Origin of the sequence: Amycolatopsis iheyensis (assembly GCF_024703995.1) — a bacterium.
GTDB classification, from domain to species: Bacteria; Actinomycetota; Actinomycetes; order Mycobacteriales; family Pseudonocardiaceae; genus Amycolatopsis; species Amycolatopsis iheyensis.
Map to the genome: position 1 here is coordinate 1 of NZ_JAMXQV010000043.1, position 16,021 is coordinate 16,021.

The 16,021-nt window shown below is 71.1% G+C and carries 17 protein-coding genes; 13 read left to right on the forward strand and 4 right to left on the reverse strand.

Going from position 1 to position 16,021, the window contains the following annotated elements; genetic code table 11:
- Positions 1-266: 266 nt before the first annotated feature.
- Positions 267-806, reverse strand: coding sequence for a hypothetical protein (locus M8542_RS46495; protein WP_257926837.1), 540 nt, complete (start codon positions 804-806; stop codon positions 267-269).
- A gap of 307 nt (positions 807-1,113) precedes the next feature.
- Between M8542_RS46495 and groES the strand changes: the two genes are divergently transcribed.
- Positions 1,114-1,407: a co-chaperone GroES gene (groES, locus tag M8542_RS46500; RefSeq protein ID WP_007031106.1), complete on the forward strand. Its 294-nt coding sequence runs from the start codon at positions 1,114-1,116 to the stop codon at positions 1,405-1,407.
- Positions 1,408-1,508: 101 nt separating this feature from the next.
- Positions 1,509-3,122: a chaperonin GroEL gene (gene groL / locus M8542_RS46505; RefSeq protein ID WP_257926838.1), complete on the forward strand. Its 1,614-nt coding sequence runs from the start codon at positions 1,509-1,511 to the stop codon at positions 3,120-3,122.
- A gap of 67 nt (positions 3,123-3,189) precedes the next feature.
- Here groL and M8542_RS46510 read toward each other — a convergent pair whose 3' ends face one another.
- A complete protein-coding gene (locus tag M8542_RS46510) occupies positions 3,190-3,510 on the reverse strand; it encodes a WhiB family transcriptional regulator (protein WP_013222678.1) in 321 nt (106 codons plus the stop codon).
- 191 nt (positions 3,511-3,701) lie between these two features.
- On the opposite strand from M8542_RS46510, the gene M8542_RS46515 reads away from it, so the two are divergent.
- The 5 genes from M8542_RS46515 (at position 3,702) to M8542_RS46535 (ending at position 8,642) form a co-directional block, all read left to right on the forward strand.
- Entirely contained in the window at positions 3,702-4,679 is a 978-nt protein-coding gene (locus M8542_RS46515) for a MerR family transcriptional regulator (protein WP_257926839.1), read from the forward strand.
- 9 nt (positions 4,680-4,688) lie between these two features.
- Positions 4,689-6,011, forward strand: a complete 1,323-nt coding sequence (locus M8542_RS50730; RefSeq protein ID WP_372508790.1) for a hypothetical protein — start codon at positions 4,689-4,691, stop codon at positions 6,009-6,011.
- Between the two features lie 131 nt (positions 6,012-6,142).
- The gene (locus tag M8542_RS46525; RefSeq protein WP_003073605.1) at positions 6,143-6,739 is read left to right on the forward strand and encodes a response regulator transcription factor; all 597 of its coding nucleotides are present in this window, start codon (positions 6,143-6,145) and stop codon (positions 6,737-6,739) included.
- 388 nt (positions 6,740-7,127) lie between these two features.
- Entirely contained in the window at positions 7,128-7,700 is a 573-nt protein-coding gene (locus tag M8542_RS46530) for a sigma-70 family RNA polymerase sigma factor (protein ID WP_026468912.1), read from the forward strand.
- On the forward strand, positions 7,701-8,642 hold the full coding sequence (locus M8542_RS46535; protein ID WP_257926840.1) for an anti-sigma-D factor RsdA: 942 nt from the start codon (positions 7,701-7,703) through the stop codon (positions 8,640-8,642).
- A gap of 53 nt (positions 8,643-8,695) precedes the next feature.
- Here the strand turns inward: M8542_RS46535 and M8542_RS46540 are convergent, their stop codons facing one another.
- Positions 8,696-9,091, reverse strand: coding sequence for a DUF5319 domain-containing protein (locus tag M8542_RS46540; RefSeq protein WP_257926841.1), 396 nt, complete (start codon positions 9,089-9,091; stop codon positions 8,696-8,698).
- A gap of 139 nt (positions 9,092-9,230) precedes the next feature.
- Here M8542_RS46540 and guaB point away from each other — a divergent pair, with 139 nt between their 5' ends.
- From guaB to M8542_RS46560, 4 genes are all read left to right on the forward strand, one after another.
- On the forward strand, positions 9,231-10,742 hold the full coding sequence (guaB, locus tag M8542_RS46545) for an IMP dehydrogenase (protein ID WP_257926842.1): 1,512 nt from the start codon (positions 9,231-9,233) through the stop codon (positions 10,740-10,742).
- Between the two features lie 84 nt (positions 10,743-10,826).
- A complete protein-coding gene (locus M8542_RS46550; RefSeq protein ID WP_257926891.1) occupies positions 10,827-11,264 on the forward strand; it encodes a DUF3574 domain-containing protein in 438 nt (145 codons plus the stop codon).
- A gap of 74 nt (positions 11,265-11,338) precedes the next feature.
- Positions 11,339-11,866 (forward strand): hypothetical protein, encoded by a 528-nt coding sequence (locus M8542_RS46555; protein ID WP_257926843.1) that lies wholly within the window; start codon positions 11,339-11,341, stop codon positions 11,864-11,866.
- A gap of 237 nt (positions 11,867-12,103) precedes the next feature.
- Positions 12,104-13,237, forward strand: a complete 1,134-nt coding sequence (locus M8542_RS46560) for a GuaB3 family IMP dehydrogenase-related protein (protein WP_257926844.1) — start codon at positions 12,104-12,106, stop codon at positions 13,235-13,237.
- On the opposite strand, the gene M8542_RS46565 is transcribed toward M8542_RS46560, so the two are convergent.
- Positions 13,221-13,415: a DUF397 domain-containing protein gene (locus M8542_RS46565; RefSeq protein WP_257926845.1), complete on the reverse strand. Its 195-nt coding sequence runs from the start codon at positions 13,413-13,415 to the stop codon at positions 13,221-13,223. The two genes, M8542_RS46560 and M8542_RS46565, sit on opposite strands and share 17 nt — an antisense overlap.
- A 165-nt stretch (positions 13,416-13,580) precedes the next feature.
- Between M8542_RS46565 and M8542_RS46570 the strand changes: the two genes are divergently transcribed.
- Both M8542_RS46570 and M8542_RS46575 read left to right on the forward strand, forming a co-directional pair.
- The gene (locus M8542_RS46570) at positions 13,581-15,290 is read left to right on the forward strand and encodes a GMC family oxidoreductase (protein WP_257926846.1); all 1,710 of its coding nucleotides are present in this window, start codon (positions 13,581-13,583) and stop codon (positions 15,288-15,290) included.
- A gap of 10 nt (positions 15,291-15,300) precedes the next feature.
- Positions 15,301-16,008, forward strand: a complete 708-nt coding sequence (locus tag M8542_RS46575) for a maleylpyruvate isomerase N-terminal domain-containing protein (RefSeq protein WP_257926847.1) — start codon at positions 15,301-15,303, stop codon at positions 16,006-16,008.
- Positions 16,009-16,021: the final 13 nt, after the last annotated feature.

The window sequence follows — 16,021 nt, forward strand, 5'->3', positions numbered from 1 at the left end:
GGTCACGGTGATCAACACCGAAACCGTCACCCCGAGGCCGCTGACCAGCGCAAACGACGCGCCGACAGGACACCCCAACTGGGGAATTTCAGAGAGCAGGACTGGCCCTATTCAGAGAGCACCATCAACACCGTCCCGCCGGCATCAAGGGCGCCTGCGGCGTCGCTGCGCGATGAGCTGCGCTCACCCTTGACCCCGACGTGCCGTCGCTAACTGCGGCAGGGGCGAGGGGCGGGGCGGGTGTAGGGCGGCGCGGTTCGACCGGCTCAGTTGCGCGCCTGGTCGAGGCGCTTGATGCCGAGGTCAGCGCGGACTGCGCCGACGAGCGCATCGAGTTTCGTGTCGATCTCCGCAGGAGCCAGAGCCAAGAAAGTTGAGAACTTTTCCATGGATCCGCCAGGTCGCAAGGCGTGCCACACGGCTTCGAAGCCCTCTAGCAATGCATGCGCTGCGTCGGTTACTTCGCGGCTCTCTGTCAGGAGCTCAAGCTCGACGACAGTCGTCTGTATCGCTTGATCAAGCTCACGTGCTCGGTCCCTGCGTGCCTGTGCGGCTGTTCGTGCCTCTAGCAGCTGCTTCCCAGTAGCTACTAGTTCGAGATCCATGTTTTCGGCCATCTTCGACCACTCCGCTCGAAGTGACCTTGTCGTCGTCACGATGCGAGCAGCGATCGCACCGGCCTCCTGGCGACGCCACTTCTCGCGCTCGTTCCTGTTGGCGCCCCGATGAGTCAGCAGGACGTTTGCGACGCTGGCCAGGGCTGCAATGACTGCAGCGAGCAGCGTGATCCAGTTTGTGACATTCATGTCCACCTCAGGGTCCGGTCAGGCCTCTAATTTGAACCCGAGGTCGACCTAGATACGGCGAGGCGCGCTGGCAGACTGTCCACGAGCGTCTGGACATCTCCACGGAACCATCGCGGAACAAAAGACCGGGTCAGCGCCTCGCAGGCAGCATTTCCGCATGTCGGGTGGACCCTCCTTGCACGACTGGCACTCACGTGGCTAGAGTGCTAATCGCACGGCCCGACAGCCCCGGCACCCGCGACGGCGGGGGTGGTAGGAGCCGTAACCCATCCTGCCGACGCTTTCGACGACCGTGGAGGTCAACCCGGTGAGCGTGAACATCAAGCCGCTCGAGGACAAGATCGTTGTCCAGACGAGCGAGGCCGAGGAGACGACCGCTTCCGGCCTCGTCATCCCCGACACCGCCAAGGAGAAGCCCCAGGAGGGCAAGGTTCTGGCCGTGGGCCCGGGCCGCATCGACGACAAGGGCAACCGCGTCCCGCTCGACGTTTCCGTCGGCGACGTCGTCATCTACTCCAAGTACGGCGGCACCGAGGTCAAGTACAACGGTGAGGACTACCTCATCCTGTCCGCCCGCGACGTGCTGGCCGTCATCAACTGACGTCCGCTCGCAGCGCAATGACGCCCCGGGCCCCGCACAACGCCGGGGAGCGGGGCGTTTTTGCGTCTCCAAGAGACACTGAAAGGTAAGCGGAACACGCTATGCCCAAGCAGATCAGTTTCGACGAGGACGCTCGTCGCGCGCTGGAGCGCGGGGTGAACAAGCTCGCCGACGCCGTCAAGGTCACCCTCGGCCCGCGTGGTCGCCACGTCGTGCTCGACAAGAAGTTCGGTGGCCCGACCGTCACCCTCGACGGCGTGACCGTCGCCCGTGAGGTCGACCTCGACGACCCGTTCGAGAACCTCGGCGCGCAGCTCGCCAAGAGCGTCGCCACCAAGACCAACGACGTCGCCGGTGACGGCACCACCACCGCGACCGTGCTCGCGCAGTCGCTGGTGAAGGTCGGCCTGCGCAACGTCGCGGCCGGCGCCAACCCGACCTCCATCGGCCGTGGCATCGAAGCCGCCGCGGAGAAGGTCGTCGAGATCCTCAAGAGCAAGGCCACCCCGGTCAAGGGCCGCGAGAGCATCGCCCAGGTCGGCACCGTGACCTCGCGTGACGCCAACATCGGCGCCCTGCTCGGCGAAGCCGTCGAGAAGGTCGGCGAGGACGGCGTCATCACCATCGAGGAGTCGTCGACCCTGGCGACCGAGCTGGTGATCACCGAGGGCGTCCAGTTCGACAAGGGCTTCCTCTCGGCGCACTTCGCGACCAACCCGGAGGAGCAGAAGGCGATCCTCGAGGACGCCTACGTCCTGCTGCACCGCGAGAAGATCTCGGCGCTGGCCGACCTGCTCCCGGTGCTGGAGAAGGTCGTCGAGGCCAAGAAGCCGCTGCTGATCATCGCCGAGGACGTCGACGGCGAGGCGCTGTCCACCCTCGTGGTGAACTCGCTGCGCAAGACGATCACCGCCGTCGCGGTCAAGGCGCCGTTCTTCGGCGACCGCCGCAAGGCGTTCCTGGACGACCTCGCGGTCGTCACCGGCGCCGAGGTCGTCTCCGCGGAGATCGGCCGCAAGCTGTCCGACGTCGACCTCGGTGCGCTGGGCAAGGCCCGCCGGATCGTCGTCACCAAGGACGACACCACGATCGTCGACGGCGCCGGGTCGAAGGACGAGATCGCCGGGCGGGTCGCGCAGATCCGCAAGGAGATCGAGACCACCGACTCCGACTGGGACCGCGAGAAGCTGCAGGAGCGGCTCGCGAAGCTCGGCGGCGGCGTCGCGGTGATCAAGGTCGGCGCGGCCACCGAGACCGAGCTCAACGAGCGCAAGCACCGCATCGAGGACGCCGTGGCTTCGACCAAGGCGGCCGTCGAGGAGGGCATCCTGCCCGGCGGCGGTTCGGCGCTGGTGCACGCGGTCAAGGAGCTCGAAGGCGGCCTCGGCCTCGAGGGCGACGAAGCGACCGGTGTCCGCATCGTGCGCGACGCGCTGTCCGCCCCGCTGTTCTGGATCGCGACCAACGCGGGCCACGAGGGCGCGGTCATCGTCAACAAGGTCCGCGAGCAGGACTGGGGCCACGGCTTCAACGCCGCCACCGGCGAGCTGACCGACCTGCTGGCCGCCGGCATCGTCGACCCGGTCAAGGTGACCCGGTCCGCGGTGGCGAACGCCGCTTCGATCGCGCGTCTCGTGCTGACGACGGAGTCGTCGGTCGTCGAGAAGCCGGCCGAGGAAGAGCCCGCCGCGGCGGGCCACGGCCACTCGCACTGAGTCCGGACCCCGGACAGCACGAAGGGCGGCACCCCACCCGGTGCCGCCCTTCGATGTCTGTGGGGGCTCAGCCGCCGGACATGCTGAGCGCGCGTTTGTCCGCCTTGATGAGGTGCTCGCGTTCGGACTCCGAAAGCCCACCCCAAATGCCGTAGGGCTCGTGCACCGCCAGCGCGTGGCTGCGGCACATCTCCAAGACCGGGCAGCTCAGGCAGACCGCCTTCGCCCGAGCCTCCCGCCGTGCTCGCGCCGGGCCGCGCTCGCCGTCCGGGTGAAAGAAGGACGCGCTGTCCATCCCCCGGCACGACCCTTCGAGCTGCCAGTCCCACATGTCGGCGTTGGGTCCTGGGAGCCTGCGCGTGTCTGCCATCCTGACCGCCTCCGTCATCCGGTCGATGCCGCTAGCTGCTCTGCTGTGGTGCCGATACTCCATTCGGTGCAACGGCGGTAACGTTAGAAGCGCGCCAATAGTTGTTCAAGCGATTCGGGTCGATTCAGCCGTTAGGCATCCCCCGGATGTGTGAGCAGGGGTTTTGCCTCCGGTTGCCGACGGCGCTGGGTGCCTGGATATTGAGGCTCGTGGGAGCTGGGTCGGGCACCGAAGAACCCACCCTGCCGGTGGCCTCGGTCGCCCGCCGGCTCGGGGTCGCCCCGTCCACCCTCCGAACGTGGGACCGCCGCTACGGACTGGGTCCCAGCCGCCACACCGACGGCCGTCACCGCCGCTACGGCACCTCCGACATCGGCCGGCTGGAACTGATGCAGCGAGCGCTGCTGAGCGGCGCGTCGACGGCCGAGGCCGCGCGCTACGCCTTGGAGCAGATGCCGCGGTCCGGCCCGCCCCAGCCATCGGAGCCGGAGCCCGCCGACGCCTCGACGGCCGACGACGGTCTGGAGGTCCGCTCCCGCCTGGCCCGCCGCCTGAGCACGGCGGCGCTGGCGATGGACGTCGGCGCGGTCCAGCGCATGCTCGCGGACACGATCGCGGAGCTGGGCGTGCTCCCGGCGTGGACGGGGGTGGTCGAGCCGGTGCTCTCGGCCCTCGGCGCGCGCTGGCGCGGGGCGAGCGCGGGCGCGGAGGTGGAGTACCTGCTCGCGGAGTGCGTGTTCGCGGCGCTGGTCCGCGCGACGCCGGTGCTGGACGAGCCGCGCAACACGCGCCCGGTGCTGCTGGGCTGCGTCCCGGAGGAGCGCGACTCGATGCCGATGTACGCGCTGGCGGCGTCCCTGGCCGGCCGCCGGATCGGGGCGCAGCTGTTCGGCGTGCCCCTGCCGGCGGAGGTGCTGGCGGTGGCGGTCCGCCGAAGCGCGCCGGCGGCGGTGGTGCTCTGGGCGCACCGGCGCGGGGTGGCGGACACGCGGCTGTTCGCGCGGGTCTCCCGGGGGCGCCAGCGGAGCCGGCTGTTCGCGTGCGGCCCGGGCTGGGACCCGGCGGGGCTGCCGGACAAGGTGGAGCTGCTGACGGACCTCCCGGCGGCGGCGGACCGCCTGGAGCACGTCCTGGTGGGCGGCCGCCGTGAGCGACTCGATCATGATTCTGTCGGTGGTTACCGCTAGAAAGGACGGGTGCACGAAGCCGCCCTCCGAGCTGCCGCCTTCGGCAGCGACCCCCTGCCCGACCCCGCGGCGTTGCGCGGCCCCGGTGGCCCTCGGGAACGGCTGCTCGCGGCGATCGTGCTCGGTGCGCAGGGCCGGTACGCGGCTGCTGCTGCCCTTCTGGACCAGCTGAGGCGGCAGGACGACCCGGTCTTGGCCTCTCTTGCCGCTAGCACTCGTGCTGCCCACCTGAGGCAGCTGGGCGGGCACCGGCAGGCGCGGGCGCTCGATGGTGTGGCCTTCGCGAAGGCTGTAGGCGTGGAGGATGGCTCAGGCGCCCCCGTCGGCCACGGGTTCGCTGGTCGAGCCGCCGCCGACCGCGAGGGCGCTGGCGGCGAGCCCGCCGATCGCAACCTCGCCGATCGCAACCTCGCCGGCCGCGAGCCGGTCGGCGGCACCGCCGCTGGCCGCACCGCCGCTGGCCGCACCCCCGCCAGCCGCGAGCCCGCTGGCGGCACCGCCCCTGGCCGCACCGCTGCCGGCCGCGATCCCGCTGGCCGCGATCCCGCGGATCTCGACCTTGTCGGCCGCGAGCCCGCCGGCCGCACCCTCACCGACCACGCGCCCGCCGACCTCACCCCCACTGGCCGCACCCCCGCTGGCCGCACCGCCGCTGGCCGCGAGCCCGCCGGCCGCACCCTCACCGACCACACGCCCGCCGACCTCACCCCCGCTGGCCGCACCGCCGCTGGCCGCGACCCCGCCGACCCCACCCTCACCAACCACGCGCCCGCCGACCGCGACCCAGACGGCCTCGACGCCGCGGGCGCGAGAGCCGACGCCCTCCTCGGCCTGGCCGCCGACAACCTCGCCCTGGGCCGCCTCCGCGCCGCGCGCCGGCTCGCCGACCGGGCCGCGCACGAAGACACCACCTGGCGCGCCCGGGTCCGCGGCGGCTGGGTCGGCGCCGAGATCGAGCTCGCCGCAGGTCAGGGGGCCGCCGCCGTCCCGCATGCGCGGAGGGCTTTCGAAACCGCCCAGGCCCGTGGTGCGCGGCGGCACGCTGTGAAATCCGGGATTGTGCTGGCCGTGGCCCTCCGGGCCGCCGGGGCTCCCGATCACCGGGAGATTTCGGACGGTCTTGTCGGAAACGCAATGGCGACCGCCGAGGAATGCGAACTGCTTTCACTTTTGTGGCCCGCCGCGCTCGTGCTGGCCGATCTGCGCCCAGGACACGCCGAGGAGTATCGATTCAGAGTGGCAGAGGTGTTGCACGCAGTGTTACGAAGCGCAGATCCTTGCGGGAGGAGGATCGCGGGGGAATCGCCATGGGTCCCCGCCCCGGGTGGTTGAGCCGTCGGAATGGGGTGTTCCGGCATCCGGGCTAAGAAGTTTCAAAAAAAGCCACCGGATCGTGTCAAGGTTCGGGCTAAAGCGTCCGATAGGGGAAGTGGAATGTCACCCGGCTGCAGGAAGGAAACCCCGTGACGACGGTCTTGATCTGCGACGACCGACGCAGTGTCCGTGAAGGGCTCACCCGAGTGATGTCCGCGGTCCCTGGGGTCAGTCGCATCGACTGCGTAGCGCACGGTGACGAGCTGCTGGCCCGGTACTCCCGTCAGCCCGTCGACGTCGTGCTGGTCGGAACGCAACGCGCGGTTCCGACAGGTGTCGAAGCCACTCGACGGCTCGTCTCCGCGAACCCCCAGGCGAACGTCATCGTCTTCGGCGCCCCGGACGACGCGGGCAGCATCGCCGCGGCCATCGCCGGCGGCGCTCGTGGCTACCTCCGCTGGGACGCGTCCCGGCCGGAGCTGGTCGCCGCGCTGGCCCACACCCTGGCGAGCACCTCGGTGCCCGCGCCCCGTCAGCCGTCCGACCCGGGCGTCCAGCTGACCGAGCGCGAGCTTCAGGTGCTCCGCGGGATGAGCCAGGGCAAGAGCAACGGCCAGATCGGCCGCGAGCTGTACCTGTCCGAGGACACGGTCAAGACCCACGCCCGGCGCTTGTTCCGCAAGCTCGGCGTGCGCGACCGCGCGCAGGCCGTGGCCCACGGCTTCCGTCGCGGCCTGGTCAGCTGACCTGTCGCTCTCCCCGTTCCTGACACGGCCGGTTTACAGGTGACGACGGGCCAGGGCGCACCCGCCCTGGCCCGTACCTGTGTGGTCCCCATCACACTCCGGCGCCCAGCTGGGCAGCCCCCGGGGCGGATCCCCGCCCCGGCACCCGTCCCTCCGACGGATCTCGTACCCGTGACGCCGTTCGCTCGTTGAATCGACGATGTTGACCGCGGGTCTGCAGGAAAATCCGTATTTCCGCGCCGCCGGACGGTGCGGCGCGCCGGGGAGCACCGCGCGCGCCGGTCCGAACCGGGCCGAAGGTACGGTAGCGGTCACCGGTTCGGGGTGGAGGCGACCACGGGCCGGGTTCTTTGCACACCTACGCGTAACACTGGGACTGTTGTCTGCGATGGCCAATGTGGGGGATGGACTGGATGAACCGGTCGCCGCTGCTGTCGAGGGAGATCCCCAGGCAGTGGAGCGGCTGCTGGCTGCTATCCGTCCACTGGTAGTGCGGTATTGCCGCGCCCGGGTTGGCAGGCAGGAGCGATCGTTCGCTTCGGCGGACGACGTTGCGCAGGAGGTGTGTCTCGCGGTGCTAACGGCATTGCCCTCGTACCGCGACCAAGGCCGCCCGTTCCTGGCCTTCGTCTACGGGATCGCCCAGCACAAGGTGGCCGACGCGCATCGCGCGGCGGCGCGCAACCGGGCCGAGCCGGTGGCCGAGATCCCCGACGAGGTCGAAGGCGGGGTCGGCCCCGAGCAGCGGGCGCTGCAAGGTGAGCTGAACGAGCGAATGTCCCAGTTGTTGCAGGTGCTGCCGGACAAGCAGCGGGAGATCGTGGTGTTGCGCGTGGTCGTCGGTCTGTCGGCGGAGGAGACCGCGGACGCGGTCGGCTCCACGCCCGGCGCCGTCCGCGTCGCCCAGCACCGCGCCCTCGCGCGGCTGAGAAAGGTCCTGGCCGCGGAGGAGGTGATCTGAGTGACCGGTCACGACAGAGGCATCGAGCCCGACGACGTCTTCGGCAGTGGCTTGTCGGCGTCGGAGGCGGAGTTCGCCGCCGACCTGTCGGCGGTGCAAGCCGACGACGCGTTGCTCGACGCGCTCGGCGGGTCCGACCCGGCCCTGGCCGACGGACTCGGCGACCAGGAGCTGAACGCGTTGCTGGTCGCGTGGCGAAGAGACATCGACAGTGAGCCGCTGGCCGAGCTCGTCGACGTCGACACCGCCGTGCGCACCGTCACCACCGCCGCTTTCGCGAAGCGGCATGCTTCGAGCGGACGCCGCCGCAGGCTGCTCGTCCCGGTCGCCGTCGCCGCCGCTGTGCTGGCGATCGCGTTCACGGGCACCGGGCTGGCCGCGCGCTCCGCGGAACCGGGCGACACCCTCTGGGGTCTCGCGAAGGTCCTCTACTCCGATCACACCCGCTCGGTCGAGGCGGCCGCGAACGCCAAGCTCGACCTCGAGAAGGCGAACCTCGCCCTCGCCGGCGGCAACCTCGACGCCGCGCGCGAAGCCCTCGACGCCGCGCAGGCCGCGCTGTCGCAGGTGAGCGACGAAGACAACCGCGACCAGCTCATGGAGCAGCACCGGCAGCTCGCCGCGCAGCTGCAGAACCCCGAGGCCCCGGTCCAGGGCCCGACCCAGACCAGCTCGCCGCAGGTGCCGCCCGGCGTTTCGTCGACGCAGGTCCCGCCGGCCGGCTCGGCGACGTCGATCCCGGGCAGCGGCAGCGGCACCACCAGCCTGCCGGGCAGCGGGACGCCGACCCCGACGCCCCCGCCGCCGACCACCGAGCCGCCCCCGACCACGCCCACGACGCCGACGACCACGGCCGCGAGCGGCAACGACCCGGGTGCGGGCACGCCGCGCAACGAGTCCGCCGTCGGTGGCGCCGCGCAGGGCGTCGAAGGCGGCCAGTAGCAGACAGCGAAAAGGCCCTGGTGAGCAAACTCACCAGGGCCTTTTTCGTGGTCTTAGTAGGCGCTTTCGTTCGCCGTGACGCCGTCGGCGAAGCCGCGGCAGTAGTCCCAGCTCACGTAGTCGCCGGGGTTCGGGTCGTAGGCCGGCTCGTGCGGGCGCATCCGCCCGTCGGCCAGCAGCTGCTCCAGGCTGGCCCGCAGCAGGTGCCAGTCGTGGTAGTGCGGTTCGTCGCATTCGCCGCAGTCCACGACGATGCCGCGCACCCCGCGGGGCTCGAGCAAGGCCTGGTAGACGGCCAGATCGGAGAGATCGGCCAGCAGCTCGGTGCGTTCGGAGTCGCTGATCGGCTCGTCCAGGCGTTCCTCGTCGACGAGGAACGCCCGGGCCGGGTCGTCCGGGTCGTCCGCGAACGGGTCTGGAGGCAGGACATCATGCGCCACGGCCTGCACGGTACCGGGCGGTCCCGGCGGCTCGCCCACCACCCGGGGCGGGGCCGTGCGCCGGATATCATGAGGGGAAGGCTCCGAGTCGCCGTTGCTCCCGAACGGCGACACGCTCACCCCGCGCCAGGAAGGCCCTTCACCCGCTATGACCAGCGACGGCATCACCGCCCCCGTTCCGGCCAAGTTCGCCATGCTCGGCCTGACCTTCGACGACGTGCTGCTGCTGCCGGCCGAATCGGACGTCGTGCCCAGCGGCGTCGACACCAGCTCCCGGCTGACCCGGAACATCACCCTGGGCATCCCGCTGGTTTCGGCCGCGATGGACACCGTCACCGAGGCGCGGATGGCGATCGCCATGGCCCGCCAGGGCGGCATCGGCGTGCTCCAGCGCAACCTCCCGATCGACGAGCAGGCGGCCGCGGTCGAGGTCGTCAAGCGGTCGGAGGCCGGCATGGTCACCGACCCGGTCACCTGCGCACCCGACGCCACGCTGGCCGAGGTCGACGCGCTGTGCGCCAAGTTCCGCATCTCCGGGGTGCCGGTGACCGACGCGTCCGGCGCGCTGGTGGGCATCATCACCAACCGCGACATGCGGTTCGAGGTCGACCACAGCCGCCCGGTGTCCGAGGTCATGACGAAGGCGCCGCTGGTCACCGCCCAGGTCGGCGTCTCCGCGGACGCCGCGCTCGGCCTGCTGCGCCGGCACAAGATCGAGAAGCTGCCGATCGTCGACGGCGCGGGCAAGCTGCGCGGGCTGATCACGGTCAAGGACTTCGTGAAGACCGAGCAGTACCCGAAGGCGACGAAGGACCCGGACGGCCGCCTGATCGTCGGCGCCGCGGTCGGCGTCGGCCCGGACGGGCACAAGCGCGCGATGGCGCTGGCCGACGCGGGTGTCGACGTCCTGATGGTCGACACCGCGCACGGGCACTCCCGCGCGGTCGTCGAGACGGTCTCGCTGCTGAAGAAGGAGCTGGGCGACGCGGTCGACATCGTCGGCGGCAACGTCGCGACCCGGGCGGGCGCCCAGGCGCTGGTCGACGCGGGCGCGGACGGCGTCAAGGTCGGCGTGGGCCCGGGCTCGATCTGCACCACCCGGATCGTCGCGGGCGTCGGCGTGCCGCAGATCTCCGCGATCTTCGAGGCGGACCAGGCGTGCCGCCCGGCCGGGGTCCCGGTGATCGGCGACGGCGGCATCCAGTACTCCGGGGACATCGCCAAGGCCATCGCCTCCGGCGCGTCCACGGTGATGCTGGGCAGCCTGCTGGCCGGCACCGCCGAGTCGCCCGGCGACCTGATCCTGGTCAACGGCAAGCAGTTCAAGGTCTACCGCGGCATGGGCTCGCTCGGCGCGATGCAGTCGCGCGGGCAGGCGAAGTCGTACTCGAAGGACCGCTACGCGCAGGACGACGTGCTGAGCGAGGACAAGCTGGTCCCCGAGGGCATCGAAGGCCGGATCCCGTTCCGCGGGCCGCTGGCGAACGTCGTGCACCAGCTCGTCGGCGGGCTGCGCTCGGGCATGGGCTACGCGGGCGCCAACACCATCGCCGAGCTGCAGGAAGCCCAGCTGGTGCGGATCACGGCGGCCGGGCTCAAGGAGAGCCACCCGCACGACATCACGATGACCGTCGAGGCGCCGAACTACACCACCCGGTAGTCCGCCCTTTCGATCATTCCGCTCCCCGGCGTGGGCCGCGAGACTCGGCCCATGACCGGGGAGCGACGCACTTCTCGACGGACCATGGTCGCCGTGGCGACCGCCGCCTTGCTCGGCCTCGGCGGTGGCGTGGCCGCTTCGGCGGCTTCAGTGCCTTCAGTGCCTTCGGGCACTCAGGTGGCCACGCCGTCGCCGGGCGAGGTCTGGAAGCGCACCGAGCTGTTCTTCGGCACCGGCAAGCCGGACGGCACCGAGGTGACCGACGCCGAGTTCGCGGCGTTCTCCGACGCGGAGATCACGCCGGCCTTTCCTGACGGCTTCACCCGGCTCGACGGCAGCGGGCAGTGGCGCGGCGGGTCCGGCGCGGTCGTGCGTGAGCACACTCACGTGATCGTGCTGCTGTACCCGTTCGCCGATCAAGCCGCCGAACGGGAGATCGAAGACCTCCGAACCGATTACCGGAAGCAGTTCCAGCAGGAGTCCGTACTGCGTTCGGACTCCGTGGAGCGGGTCTCCTTCTGAGTCACCGTGACCTAGCGTGCTTACGGTAATCGGTCTATCGCCTTGCGTGCGCATGTTGGTGTGCACTAAAGGGCATGACGGTCAGCCGCTTCACGCGCGTGCTGCGCAGAGTGTTCTTCACGGCCGTCGCGCTCGTGTCCCTGGTCCTGGGCGGCGTGGTCTGCCTGATGTGCCAGGCGCTGGCCGGCCGGGACGCGCCGACCTACCGCGTCGAGGGGCACGTGGTGTCCCACGAGCGGGGAGCGCTCCCGGTGGGCGGCGACGAGGACGCGGTGAGCCAGACGATCGCGGTCGACGCGGGCAGCCACCGCTACGACATCACGGCGGTCGACCCGGGCCTCGACCTCCCGCCCGGCCAGCCGGTGATCCTCGACATCTCGAGGGCGGACGGCAGCGTGGCCTACCTCAGCGCGGGCGGCGGGGTGGTCGACCTGCGTTCCGGAGTGGTGCGTCCGGTGCTGCTGATCTTCGCGGCGCTCGTGGCGTTGGGCGCGGTGTACTTCGGCGCGGTCCGGCTGCACGTCTATCCACCGGTGGCGACCTGGCTGGCCCTCGTCCTGGGCGCCCTCCTGGCCCCGGTGGTGGTCTTCGTGCGGGTGTGATGTGCCCGGGTGGGGGTACGGCTGGTCGCCGTGTTCGGGACCGCGCCGCCGCTGCCCACCGAGGCGGTCGCCCGCTGAGTCCGGCCGTCGCCGCGGGGCCGGGACCGCGGGCCGCGGGCCGTGCTCGGAGCGGGCAGCACGCCCGTGTCGTCGCTGTTCCAACCCCCGTGCGCGGGTCACCCACGCGGACTAGCGACAATGGGGCACGGCAGATTGTCGTCGTCGGAGGAGGCTTCAGTGCGGGACCTGGTCGAGATCGGGATGGGCCGCACCGCGCGGCGGGCGTATGACCTCGACGACGTCGAGATCGTGCCGTCGCGGCGGACCCGGTCGTCTTCGGTGGTTTCCACCTCCTGGCAGATCGACGCCTACCGCTTCGACCTGCCGCTCGTCACGCACCCGACCGACGCGATCGTCTCGCCCGGCACCGCGGTCGCCGTCGGCGAGCTGGGCGGCCTGGGCGTGCTCAACGCCGAAGGCCTCTGGGCGCGGCACGCGAACGTCGAGGACGCGATCTTCAAGCTGGTCCGCGCGGCCGAGGACCTCGAGGACCCGACCGCGGTCGGCCGCGTGCTGCAGGAGCTGCACGCCGCGCCGATCCGGCTCGACCTGCTGTCCGAGGCCATCAAGACCGTCCGCGAGTCCGGTGTCACGGTGGCCGCGCGCGTCAGCCCGCAGCACGCCGCCGAGCTGACCCCGGACCTGATCGCGGCCGGCGTCGAGATCCTCGTCGTGCAGGGCACGATCATCTCCGCCGAGCACGTCCAGCGCGACGCCGAGCCGCTGAACCTCAAGGAGTTCATCGGCCGCCTCGACGTCCCGGTGATCGCCGGCGGCGTCAGCGACTACCGCACGGCGATGCACCTGATGCGCACCGGCGCCGCCGGCGTCATCGTCGGCCACGGCTACACGCCCGGCGTCACCAGCACCGACCGCGTGCTCGGCATCGGCGTCCCGATGGCCACCGCGATCATCGACGCCGCGGCCGCCCGCCGCGACTACCTCGACGAGACCGGCGGTCGCTACGTGCACGTCCTCGCCGACGGTGGCATCACGGTGTCGGGCGACGTCGCCAAGGCCATCGCGTGCGGCGCGGACGCCGTCATGCTCGGCTCCCCGCTGGCCGCCGCGTCGGACGCGCCCGGCCAGGGCCTGTACTGGACGGCGGCCGCCGCGCACCCGTCGCTGCCGCGCTCGCGCGTGGCCGCTGGCCCGGACTACGCCGTCGACCTCAAGACCCTGCTGTTCGGGCCGTCGTCCGACGCGGAAGGCGTCGTGAACCTCTTCGGGGCGCTTCGCCGCGCGATGGCGAAGACGGGCTACTCGGACCTCAAGGAGTTCCAGCGGGTGGGCCTCACCGTCCGGCGGTGAGGTGGTCGACGAACGCGGCGAAGGCGGTCGCGGAGTAGACGAGGATCGGGCGGGGCACCGGCTGCTTGGTGTCCCGCACCCCGACCACGCCGGGACCGGTTCCGATCTCGACGCAGGCGTTCTCCTCGAAGTGGCTGTGGCTCGACTTGCGCCAACCGGTGAGCGTTCGTGGGCTCATCGTGGTGCCTCCAGGGATCGTGTCCCGCTCAGCGGTGAATCGCCGACGTGGACATCGAGCACCTTGATAACTACCCACGTCCAGCGGCCGTGAAAGCCGCCAGAAGGGTGACTGGCCAGTAACTTACCTCTGGTCAGAACTTGGACCCCGGGTTACGCTCAAGGTGTGACTGCCAGTAACACCACCACCAGTGCGGGTGCCCTCGACTACGACGTCGTCGTGGTGGGGTCGGGGTTCGGCGGCAGCGTCGCGGCGCTGCGGCTCACCGAGAAGGGCTATCGGGTCGCCGTCGTCGAGGCCGGGCGGAGGTTCGCCGACGACGAGTTCGCGAAGACGTCGTGGGACCTCAAGCGCTACCTGTGGGCACCGCAGGTCGGCTGCTACGGGATCCAGCGCATCCACATGCTCAACGACGTCATGGTGCTCGCGGGCGCCGGTGTCGGCGGTGGGTCGCTGGTCTACGCGAACACGCTCTACCGGCCGCTGAAGCCGTTCTACGCGGACAAGCAGTGGTCGCACATCACCGACTGGGAGGCCGAGCTCGCGCCGCACTACGACCAGGCGAGCCGGATGCTCGGGGTGGTCACCAACCCGACGATCACGCCGTCGGACGTCGTGATGCGCGACGTCGCGAAGGACATGGGGGTCGCCGATTCGTTCCACGCGACACCCGTCGGGGTGTACTTCGGCAAGCCCGGTTCGAAGGCGGCGGACCCGTACTTCGGCGGCGCCGGCCCCGAGCGCGTCGGCTGCACCGAGTGCGGCTCGTGCATGACCGGCTGCCGCGTCGGGGCGAAGAACACGCTGGTCAAGAACTACCTCTACCTCGCCGAGCAGGACGGCGCGAAGGTCATCCCGCTGACCACGGTGACCTCCGTGCGGCCGGTCGAGGGCGGCTACGAAGTCGACCTGAAGAAGACCGGGACGACGTCGCGGCGCTTTCGGACGACGATCACGGCCGAGAAGGTCGTCTTCGCCGCGGGCACCTGGGGCACGCAGAACCTGCTGCACAAGATGAAGGACACCGGCATGCTGCCCGCGCTGTCGCGGCGGCTGGGCGAGCTGACCCGCACGAACTCCGAGGCGATCATCGGCGCGGCCCGCACCGAGGTCGACGAGAGCCGGAACTTCAGCCGGGGCGTCGCGATCACGTCGTCGATCCACCCGGACGAAAACACCCACATCGAGCCGGTCCGCTACGGCAAGGGCAGCAACGCGATGAGCCTGCTGCAGACGATCGCGACCGACGGCGCCTCGCCGGTCCCGCGCTGGCGGCAGGCGGTGTCGTTCATGCTCAAGCACCCGGTGCAGGCGGCGAAGCTGCTCAACGGCTACCGCTGGTCCGAGCGCACGGTGATCCTGCTGGTGATGCAGAGCCTGGACAACTCGATCACGACGTACACGCGGCGTGGGCTGTTCGGCCGCCGTAAGTACACGTCGAAACAGGGCCACGGCGAGCCGAACCCGAGCTTCATCCCGGCGGGCCACGAGGCGAACGAGCGCACGGCGGAGCGCATCGGCGGCATCGCGGGCGGCACGTGGGGCGAGATCTTCGACATCCCGCTGACGGCCCACTTCATCGGCGGTGTCCCGATCGGCGCGTCGCCGGCGGACGGCGTGATCGACCCGTACCACCGCGTGTTCGGCTACCCGGGCCTGTCGGTCGTGGACGGCGCGGCGATCACGGCCAACCTGGGCGTGAACCCGTCGCTGACGATCACGGCCCAGGCGGAGCGGGCGTTCTCGTTCTGGCCGAACAAGGGGGAGGCGGACCAGCGGCCCGCGCAGGACTCGGCGTACGTCCGGCTGGAGCCGGTGGCCCCGAAGAACCCGGCGGTGCCGTCGAACGCCCCGGCGGCCTTGCGGCGGTCCTAAGATCGGTGCCGTGACGGCATCCGAGCAGGCGCGCGCGTTCCTTGACGGCATCCGGAAGCTCGACGACGAGTGGGCGCGGGTCATCGGTGGCCTCGGTGAGCCCGAGCTCCGGGCGCCCAGCGCGTTGCCCGGCTGGTCGCGGGCCCACGTTCTCACGCACGTCGCGCGCAACGCCGACGGGCTCCAGAACCTGCTGACCTGGGCGAACACCGGGGTCGAGACGCCGATGTACGCCAGCGCCGAAGCGCGCGAGGCCGACATCGAGGCCGGGGCCCAGCACCCCTCCGCCGGCATCCTCGCCGACTTCGTCGCCGCCGCCGGACGCTTCGAGCAGTACGCCGCCGCCATGCCGGACGACGCCTGGGCGCGGGAAGCCCGCAACCGGCAGGGCGACCCCGTGAGCGGGACCGTCGTCGCGCGGATGCGGCTGTCCGAGCTCACCATCCACCTCGCCGACCTCGACCGCGGCTACGACCTCGACCGCGTGCTCGGCCTGCTCGGGCCGCTCGCCGACGACGTCGTGCAGCACGCCATCACCTCCCGGGCCGCGCACCTCCCCGCGTTGCGCCTGGTGGCGGACGGCTCCGAGTGGGCGATGGGCGCCGCCCCCGGCGCCACGGTCCGCGGCACCAGCGGGCAGCTGCTGGCCTGGCTCAGCGGCCGCTCCGACGGCGCCGACCTCGACGGCGCCGTCCCGCCGATCCCCGCCTGGGGCTGAACTCACTTCGACC

What these genes read in the sequence shown, in the direction of transcription:
- M8542_RS46495 (WP_257926837.1), bottom strand. Translation starts at nt 806, where the DNA reads ATGAATGTCACAAACTGGATCACGCTGCTCGCTGCAGTCATTGCAGCC.
- groL (WP_257926838.1), top strand. Translation starts at nt 1,509, where the DNA reads ATGCCCAAGCAGATCAGTTTCGACGAGGACGCTCGTCGCGCGCTGGAG.
- M8542_RS46510 (WP_013222678.1), bottom strand. Translation starts at nt 3,510, where the DNA reads ATGACGGAGGCGGTCAGGATGGCAGACACGCGCAGGCTCCCAGGACCC.
- M8542_RS46530 (WP_026468912.1), top strand. Translation starts at nt 7,128, where the DNA reads ATGGCCAATGTGGGGGATGGACTGGATGAACCGGTCGCCGCTGCTGTC.
- guaB (WP_257926842.1), top strand. Translation starts at nt 9,231, where the DNA reads ATGACCAGCGACGGCATCACCGCCCCCGTTCCGGCCAAGTTCGCCATG.
- M8542_RS46550 (WP_257926891.1), top strand. Translation starts at nt 10,827, where the DNA reads ATGGTCGCCGTGGCGACCGCCGCCTTGCTCGGCCTCGGCGGTGGCGTG.
- M8542_RS46555 (WP_257926843.1), top strand. Translation starts at nt 11,339, where the DNA reads ATGACGGTCAGCCGCTTCACGCGCGTGCTGCGCAGAGTGTTCTTCACG.
- M8542_RS46565 (WP_257926845.1), bottom strand. Translation starts at nt 13,415, where the DNA reads ATGAGCCCACGAACGCTCACCGGTTGGCGCAAGTCGAGCCACAGCCAC.